This window comes from Deltaproteobacteria bacterium (assembly GCA_009692615.1).
In the GTDB taxonomy this organism is placed as follows: domain Bacteria; phylum Desulfobacterota; class Binatia; order UBA9968; family UBA9968; genus DP-20.
Map to the genome: position 1 here is coordinate 1 of SHYW01000167.1, position 8,264 is coordinate 8,264.

General features: G+C 56.0%; 7 protein-coding genes. 4 read left to right on the forward strand and 3 right to left on the reverse strand.

What is annotated here, in order from left to right; genetic code table 11:
- The 3 genes from EXR70_24260 to EXR70_24270 form a co-directional block, all read right to left on the reverse strand.
- The coding region (locus EXR70_24260; GenBank protein ID MSP41611.1) for a hypothetical protein at positions 1-546 on the reverse strand (546 nt) is incomplete at its 3' end.
- A gap of 29 nt (positions 547-575) precedes the next feature.
- Positions 576-2,264 (reverse strand): hypothetical protein, encoded by a 1,689-nt coding sequence (locus EXR70_24265; GenBank protein ID MSP41612.1) that lies wholly within the window; start codon positions 2,262-2,264, stop codon positions 576-578.
- A 25-nt stretch (positions 2,265-2,289) separates the two neighbouring features.
- Entirely contained in the window at positions 2,290-2,874 is a 585-nt protein-coding gene (locus EXR70_24270; protein ID MSP41613.1) for a VOC family protein, read from the reverse strand.
- On the opposite strand from EXR70_24270, the gene ptsP reads away from it, so the two are divergent.
- The 4 genes from ptsP to EXR70_24290 all read left to right on the forward strand — a co-directional run bounded on the left by ptsP (position 2,699) and on the right by EXR70_24290 (position 8,061).
- Positions 2,699-5,224, forward strand: coding sequence for a phosphoenolpyruvate--protein phosphotransferase (ptsP, locus tag EXR70_24275; protein ID MSP41614.1), 2,526 nt, complete (start codon positions 2,699-2,701; stop codon positions 5,222-5,224). The genes EXR70_24270 and ptsP overlap by 176 nt on opposite strands.
- Before the next feature lie 84 nt (positions 5,225-5,308).
- On the forward strand, positions 5,309-6,415 hold the full coding sequence (locus EXR70_24280) for a hypothetical protein (protein MSP41615.1): 1,107 nt from the start codon (positions 5,309-5,311) through the stop codon (positions 6,413-6,415).
- Positions 6,416-6,459: 44 nt separating this feature from the next.
- The gene (locus EXR70_24285; protein ID MSP41616.1) at positions 6,460-6,798 is read left to right on the forward strand and encodes a (2Fe-2S) ferredoxin domain-containing protein; all 339 of its coding nucleotides are present in this window, start codon (positions 6,460-6,462) and stop codon (positions 6,796-6,798) included.
- Between the two features lie 3 nt (positions 6,799-6,801).
- Positions 6,802-8,061 (forward strand): NADH-quinone oxidoreductase subunit F, encoded by a 1,260-nt coding sequence (locus EXR70_24290; GenBank protein ID MSP41617.1) that lies wholly within the window; start codon positions 6,802-6,804, stop codon positions 8,059-8,061.
- Positions 8,062-8,264 lie beyond the last annotated feature (203 nt).

Genomic DNA, 8,264 nt, shown 5'->3' on the forward strand with positions numbered 1-8,264 from the left:
GATCAGCCGGGTCAACAATGCCGACTGATCGGAACTGCCCGAGCCGCCGCACTTGGGCACGTCCTTCGACTTGATGATGTCGTCGATGGATTTGTACGGCGAGTCGGCGCGGATGTAGAACATCATCTGGCCTTTTTCCTGGGAGCCCAACCAATTGAACTTGCGCACATCAAATTTGGCCTCGGGCCGGCCGGTCAATTGCTCCAGATACAGATGCGTCTGAAACATGCCGATGGTCAGTCCATCCGATTTGGCGATGCCGTAAAGATAGTTCGCCGCGACAATCGAGCCGCCGCCCGGCATGTTCTGCACCAACATGTTAGGATTGCCAGGAATATATTTCCCCATGGTCCGAGCGAATAGCCTCGCCCACAAATCATAAAGCCCACCCGGCGCCGAGCCGACGACTACAGTGATCGTCTTGCCGTTGTAAAAATTGGCCTGTGCGTGACTATCGGCATTGACGCCGAAAAGAAAAACCGGAGCCGTAGCCACGCCGGCTAAGCGAATTACTTTGAGAAAGGTCCGAAGAATCCGATCACCCATCACTCCAACACTCCATCGCTCCAATTTCCCTAATTTTTCCACGCCACCGGTCTGAGTACTTTTCCCGGATACACCCCGGTGGGCGCGCCGTTTTCGATGACCAGTTCGCCGTTCACCACGGTATAAGGCACGCCGACCGCGCGTTGAATCATCCGGGTTTCATTGGCGGGCAAGTCTTGGACGTACTCGGGCTCCTGCGTGTTGATCGTTGCCGGATCGAAGACCGCAATGTCGGCGGCCATGCCGGGGCGTAGCAAGCCGCGGTCGCCGAGACCGAAAATCGACGCCACGCGGAAAGTTAATTTCGCCACCGCTTCTTCCAGCGGCATGATGCCGTGATCGCGCACCCAGCGGCCGAGAAACGCCGTCGCGTAACCGAAGCGCGCATCGTAGCCCATATGCGCGCCGGCGTCGGACTGGCCGACGACCACCGAGGGATGTTTAAGAATCTCGCACACCGCCTTGGGATCGCCTTGAGTCGTGATATGAGAAAAGCGGGTTTCGAGATTCTCCTCCAGAGATAAGTCGAGGAAACAATCCAAACCCTCTTTGCCTTGCAACTTGGCGACCGCTTCGACCGTTTTCCGTTCGAAGGATTTATTTTTCGCCAGCTTCACCTGATCGACGTTGACCACATCCCAGCGGCGCGGGAACACCGACGCCGATTTATCTTCAATCGCTTCGGCGCGCAGTTTTTTTCGGCAGTCGGCGTCGCCGAACATCTGCTTACGCACTTCCACCGGGCTAAACATCGCGCTCTTCCAGGTGGGAAATTCGTCGAAGCACTGGGCGTCGAGCAAGCTGTAGCGCATTTCAAAAGGTTTCGCCTGGGTCATGGCATAGATCGGCAGGCCTTCTTCCTGAAAAAATTTCGCCGTCTCAGCCAACATGCCGCGCCAATTATCCGGCCGCGTCCAGCTATGGGAAATACTCTGCCACAACACCGGCCGGCCGGTGCGCCGTGCCAACCCGGCGGCATACTCGATTCGCCCGCTCGCGCCGGTGCCGCCGCCGCTCAGTTGCACGACGCCGGCGTTCATTTCGCCCAACACATCTAACAAGGAATTTAATTCTTGATCCGACGCCAGCCGGCTCGCCACCGGTTTTAAGTCTTCGCGGATATGGCGCGGATTCTGATTGGTCGAAAAACCCACCGCGCCGGCTTCCATGCCCAGCCGCACCAATTGTTTCATCTTGGCAACTTCATCCGGCGTCGCTTGGCGCTCGACGGCGTCTTCGCCCATGACGTAATGGCGCACCGCGATGTGGCCGACCAAAGCGGCGGCATTGATACCCAAACGCGCGCCGAGCGCCGTGAGATACTCAGCCGTGGAAGTCCACTGCCATTGAATCCCTTCTTCGAGCACGCGTCGGCTGATCGCTTCGACGCGGACGAAACTTTTTACCACCGAGTCGCGATTTTCCACCTGCGCCGGAGCGAGACTCAAACCGCAGTTACCGATCACCACGGATGTCACGCCGTGAAAGCAAGACGACGTGCCCATGGGGTCCCAAAAAAGTTGCGCGTCCAAATGAGTGTGCGGATCGATAAAACCCGGCGACACCGCCAAGCCGTCGACCTTGAGCGTGCGCTTGGCGCCCGAGTTCAATCGTCCGATGTCGACAATCTTGCCGTTGGCAATGCCGACATCGCCATGGAAACTCGGCAACCCCGAACCGTCATAAATCCGTCCGCCTTTAAGCAAGAGATCGTACATCGCGCACTCCTTTCACTGGTGGAAACTATTTGATCGTTTGGCTGCTCAACTGCGGCTCGTACAACATTTGAATGACGATGCCATCGGGATCGGCGCAGTAAAACGACGCGCTGCCGTCGCGATGGAGCTTGAATGGGTGGACGATCTTCACGCCCTGGGAAGTGAATGCCGCTTCCAGTTCGCGCACCCGTTCGACGCTGTCGACGATGAAACCAAAATGATCGAGCTGGCGCTCCTCAGCACCCTTGGCAAACTGCTCGGTAATTTGGTGAATCGCCAGGTTGTCCGACCCGGACGAGAGATAAACGTTGTGCGAATCGGGTTCCCAGACGACATCCATGCCGAGAATATTTTGATAGAACTGTTTTGACCGCGCCACATCGCTAACCTTGATCGCGATATGGCGCATACCTTTTAATCCCGCAACGCGACCCATGGCCGGACTATACCACAACGAAGAAGAATTACAGGCGAAAACGTCTCTTAGACGGCACGCGCTCCTAGCGAATCTCGCTAATATATGTTTTATAGAAAGCTCCGGCACAATTTTAATTACGATCATGGCCAAGCGCAGTAAACTCAGCCGCACCACCCATCCGCATCTCGGCATTTTGACCGATATCAGCACGTTGGTCACTCATTCCCACGATCTCCAAGAAACCCTCGACAACATTGTCGCCACGGTGGGGGACCGGATGCAGACCGAAGTCTGTTCACTGTATATTTACGATCGTGAGAAGCGCCGCCTCACACTGTGTGCCACCATGGGTCTCGATCCAGAATCCATCGGCAAGGTCTCCATGGCCGTCGCCGAAGGGCTCACCGGCATGGTCATCGAGCGCATGAAGCCGGTGATGGTGGTCGACGCGCTCAAACACCCGCGTTACAAATACTTTCCTGAGACCCATGAAGAACACTTTCACTCGTTCCTCGGCGTGCCGCTGATCGAGAAAAAGCAGCCCCTCGGCGTCTTAGTCGTGCAAACCTCCCGGCGGCGGGAATTTTCCCGGGACGAAATCAGCCTGCTGAAAAATATTTCGGCCCATGCATCGAGTATCATTGTGCAAGCCCGCCTCGCCGAGACCCTCAAAAACAAGGAAGAAGAACAAAAAGAATTTCAAAAGCATATGAACGTGGCGATGCGCAAGCTGCGTTCCTATGAAGGCGGCCGGCGCGAGCGCGCAAAGAAAACCAAACAGCACTGGCGTGGCCGGTTAGACGGACTGGCGGCGTCGCCGGGATTCGGCCGCGGTAAAGCGTTCGTGCTCGAACCGCGCCTGGACTTGAGTACGATTCCGAAGAAAAAAAGCCGCAGACCGCAGCATGAAATCGAGCGCTTCCGCGGCGCGGTGGAACGCGGCATCGAACAGATCGGCGTGATCAAAAACCGCATGAGCCATCTGATCTCCGCCGAAGAAGTGGCGATCTTCGATGTCTACCGCTTGATCCTCGAAGATCCGGATATCATCCACCAGATCGAGCAACAGATCCGCAAAGAAGGCTTTACTGCCGAGTATGCCGTGCGGCGGGTTTTCGAACGCTACATGGAGTCCATCGCCAAGAGCGAAGACAGTTACTTTCGCGAACGCACTACCGACGTCAAAGACGCAGCGCAGCGCTTGTTGGAAAATCTCTCCGGCACCGCCGGGCAACAATACGAGATTCCGGCCGATGCGGTGTTAGTGGCTCAGGATCTTTCGCCCGCCGACCTGAGTTTGCTCGAAGGTGACAAGTTCAAAGGCATCGTCTTGTCCACTGGCGGAGTCACCTCCCACGCTTCGATTTTGGCGAAGTCCTTCGAAATTCCGAGCGTGGTCGGCGTCGAAGGATTGATGGACGATGTGCACCAAGGGGATTTGTTGATCATCGATGGCAACTCCGGCGGCGTCCACGTCAATCCCAACCCAGAAGTCATTCGCGAGTACGACCGCTTGGAGCGCGACTATGCCGATTTGAATCGCGAGTTGGGCGAGCTCAAAGACCTGCCGGCGGAAACCACCGACGGCCATCGAGTCGCGCTTTACGCCAACATCGGTCTCTTGAGCGATGTCGCCTTCGCGAACTTGCACGGTGCACAGGGAGTCGGGCTCTACCGGACCGAGATCCCGTTCTTGTCGCACCGCGATTTTCCCAGCGAAGAAGAACAATACGCGCTCTACAAGCGCGTCGTCGAAGGTATGGCCGGCAAGCCGGTGACGATTCGTACCCTGGATATCGGCGCGGATAAATATCCGACCTACATGCGCAGTGTCGCCACCGAACCGAATCCATTTTTGGGCTGGCGGTCAATTCGCATTTCGCTGGAGGTCGAAGAAATATTCAAGACCCAGCTGCGGGCGATTCTCCGGGTCGGCGACCTCGGCCGGGTGCGCCTACTCGTGCCGATGATTTCCAGTCTGGAGGAAATTCACAAGGTTAAAGAGCTGCTCGCCGAGGCCAGACACGAACTGGAGCGCGAAGGCACGCCCTACGACCGGCAGATGGAATTGGGCATCATGGTCGAGGTGCCGGCTGCGGTCCAACTCGCCGAGCGTTTCTTGCGCGAAGTAGATTTTTTGAGCATCGGCACCAACGATTTGATCCAATATCTGTTGGCGGTCGACCGCAGCAATCGTAAAGTTGCCAGTTTGTACGAGCCGCTTCACCCGGCGGTGCTTTCAGCGCTGAACCAGACGATGGAAGCCGGCAAGCGAGTCGGCAAGCGAGTCGGCATGTGCGGTGAAATGGCCGCCGATCCGCTCTGCGCGCTGTTGCTTCTCGGCATGGGCCTCGAAGAGTTCAGCATGGGATCGCTGTACATTCCGGTGATCAAGAAAGCTCTGCGCTCGACCAGTTACCAAACCGCCAAAAACACCGCGCAGATCGTTCTCGGCATGGACTCGGTGGGAGAGATCAAGCGCTATCTTTTCGAACAAATCCGCCAGCTCGGCATGGTCGAACTTTTGGAAATGTATCACTGATCGCGCCGGTGCTTGCTTTCTGAAATCTGAAACGGTATAAGTTAGTTCGAACGATCGTTCGAATATAGACCGAAAGGATTTTCCATGAGCAAAATCTCAACCTTTGAAGATTGGATCGATTATTTCCGCCAGTGGCAAAAGGACATCGGCTACGACGCGGCGCTACTCGGCAACTATAAATTTGAAACCAAGCTCGGCGAGATTCATGCGCCGGAAGTCGAGTTCGGCGATTTCAAAGGCCAGCAGAAATGGCAACGTGTCACGCAAATCCCCAATCAGTCGATCCGCGACGCCTTGATGAATTTGATCGTCTACCAAGGCGACACCGAATTCGCCTCGGTGGAACAACAGAAAAACCTGCTCGACACCGCGCCGACGGAATATGACCGCCAAGCATTGATCCGCGTCAACAGTGAAGAGATGCGCCACGGCTGGCAGATGTGTTACCTGCTGGTAAATTACTTTGGCGACTCAGGCAAGCTCGAAGCACGCAAGCTTTTGGAGCGGCGCGCCTTCCGCGGCGATCGCCTGCTCGGTTCTTTCAATGCGCCGGTGAACAACTGGCTCGATTTCTTTACCTACACCGAATTCGTCGACCGCGACGGCAAGTACCAACTGACCATGCTGTCGCATTCGGCCTTTGCGCCGCTCGCCGAGAGCGTCACGGCGATGCTCAAAGAAGAGTTCTTTCATATGTTCACCGGCCACACGGGGCTAACCCGCATCTTGAGAGCCGGCAAGATCCCGATTTCCATCGTACAAAAATATTTTAACAAGTGGCTCTCGACCGCTTATGATCTGTTCGGCACCGATCATTCCTCCTCGGCCCACTGGGCCTACACTTGGGGGTTGAAGGGACGCTACGACGAGCATGACGCCAAAGCACCGGCGGACAAAGACAGACTCAACGATTTGGCGCGCGAACATTACATGGGCGAATCGCAGAAGCTGATCGACCAACTCAATCAGTTGATCGCCGAAGGACAGCCCAAACTCAAAGCTCCCGATTTGAAATTCAACCGCTCCATCGGCGAGCATGTCGGCAAGCGCTACAGCGTCACCGGCGAACTGCTTTCCACCGAGGCTTACGAAAGTCATCTGCGCGAGACTTTGCCCACCCCGCAAGACGAACAGATTCTGGCCGGGATCATTCAGGGCAAAGACTGGGTGTCGCAGATGCAGATGAATTGAGCCCCTCGCCTGTTGCATATCAATTTGCAGGCTAGTAATTAGCAATCAAGGAGAAGCCCGTGAGCCAAGCTTGTCTCGTTTGTCAGAACATCGATTGCAAGTCCCGTGGAGCAGACCAGGTGATGGCGGATCTCCAACAGCGGATCGCCGCTAAAGGTCTCAAGGACGTCGAAGTGAAATCCTACATGTGCTTCGGCGCCTGCCAAGAAGGCCCCAACGTTGTGATCTACCCGGAGAAAAACTGGTACGCCCACGTCAAGACCGAAGATCTCGATGACATCGTCGAGCATCTTGCCGGCGGCCCCCATGTCCAACGGTTGGACACCATTGACTCGTCTTTGAAAGAATTGATCTATCAACTTCTCGACACGGGGATTTTTTAAATCATGGAGGGCATTCTTTTTCCCCACGCCATCCCAGAAGGGCGCGAAGGACTGAACGAGTACCGCGCCCGCGGCGGGTACCAAGCCCTCGCCCAAGCAATCAAAGGTTCAGCCGAAAACGTCGTCAAGATCGTTTCCGATGCCGGCCTGCGCGGCCGCGGCGGCGCGGGATTTCCGACCGGAAAAAAATGGCAGTTCACTCGCGAAGCGCCGGAGCAACCGCGCTATCTGGTCATGAACGGCGGCGAAGATGAACCGGGCAGCAAAAAAGATCGCATCCTGCTGGAGAATCTGCCCCATCTCGTCATCGAAGGCGCGATCTTATCGGCCTATGCGATCGGCGCCAACAAAGCTTACCTTTACATCAATGCCCGATACGATGTCGCCATCAAGAGCATCACCGATGCGCTCGATGAAGCCAAAGCGGCGAACTATTGGGGCGAGAAAATTCTTGGCAGCAGCTTCAATTTAGAATTTGAAATCGTCGCCGCGCCGCACAACTATGTCGCCGGTGAAGATACCGCGGTGCTCGAAGTGATCGAAGGGCGCAAACCACTGCCGCGCCAAAAGCCGCCGTTTCCAGTGACTGTCGGACTGTTCGGCAAACCGACATCGGTTAATAACGTCGAGACCCTCGCCAACGTCGCGCCGATCTTGTTCAAAGGCGCCGATTGGTATCGTAAGTTCGGCACCGCCGAGAGTCCCGGCACGATGATTTTTTGCCTCGGCGACGACGTCAATCGGCCGGGAGTTTACGAGCTGCCCTTCGGCACGCCGCTGCGTTATCTCATCGAAGAATGCGGCGGCGGCCCCAAAAGCGGCAAGAAACTTAAAGCGATCATGCCGGCGGCGCCGTCCTCGGCGTATTTGCCAGCGGATAAAATCGACACGCCCCTCGATCACAACTCCATGCGCGACGCCGGATCGGGTTTGGGCTGCGGCGTTATTAAATTAATCAGCGAAGGCAGCTGCATCGTCGAAGAAGTCCTGCGCATCGCCGATTTTTTCACCGCGGAATCCTGTGGCCAATGTCCGGCCTGCCGCATGGAAACCAACACGCTGTCGATGTTGATGAAAAAAGTTCAAGCCGGCCAAGGCGGCCAGCCGATGCTCGAACAGTTCGGCAAGATTCTCGCCTTCAACAAAGGCAAAGGTTTTTGCAACTTAATCGCCATGCCCGGTCCGCCCATCGAAAGCGCTCTCAAACTTTTCCCAGCCGACTTCGAATCTCACTTGGCGAATGGCAAGTGCGCCGCCAACTGATCGGCGCCGGCAGCTTACTTTAAAGGGATGTCCCGTGACATCCCTTTTTTATTTCTCTGTTGTAGCAAAGTGATTATGTCAGGGGTTAACGGCAACGTAATTATGTCAGGGTGGAAGGATGACAACCCTGACAATGAAAGACGAGAAACGACTAGACGTAATTCAACGAGTATATCGCAGCGAGATCACCGTGGTTGAGGCCG

Coding starts and splice junctions, on each gene's coding strand:
- EXR70_24265 (MSP41612.1), bottom strand. CDS start 2,264: ATGTACGATCTCTTGCTTAAAGGCGGACGGATTTATGACGGTTCGGGG.
- EXR70_24270 (MSP41613.1), bottom strand. CDS start 2,874: ATGCCGAGATGCGGATGGGTGGTGCGGCTGAGTTTACTGCGCTTGGCC.
- EXR70_24280 (MSP41615.1), top strand. CDS start 5,309: ATGAGCAAAATCTCAACCTTTGAAGATTGGATCGATTATTTCCGCCAG.
- ptsP (MSP41614.1), top strand. CDS start 2,699: ATGGCCGGACTATACCACAACGAAGAAGAATTACAGGCGAAAACGTCT.
- EXR70_24290 (MSP41617.1), top strand. CDS start 6,802: ATGGAGGGCATTCTTTTTCCCCACGCCATCCCAGAAGGGCGCGAAGGA.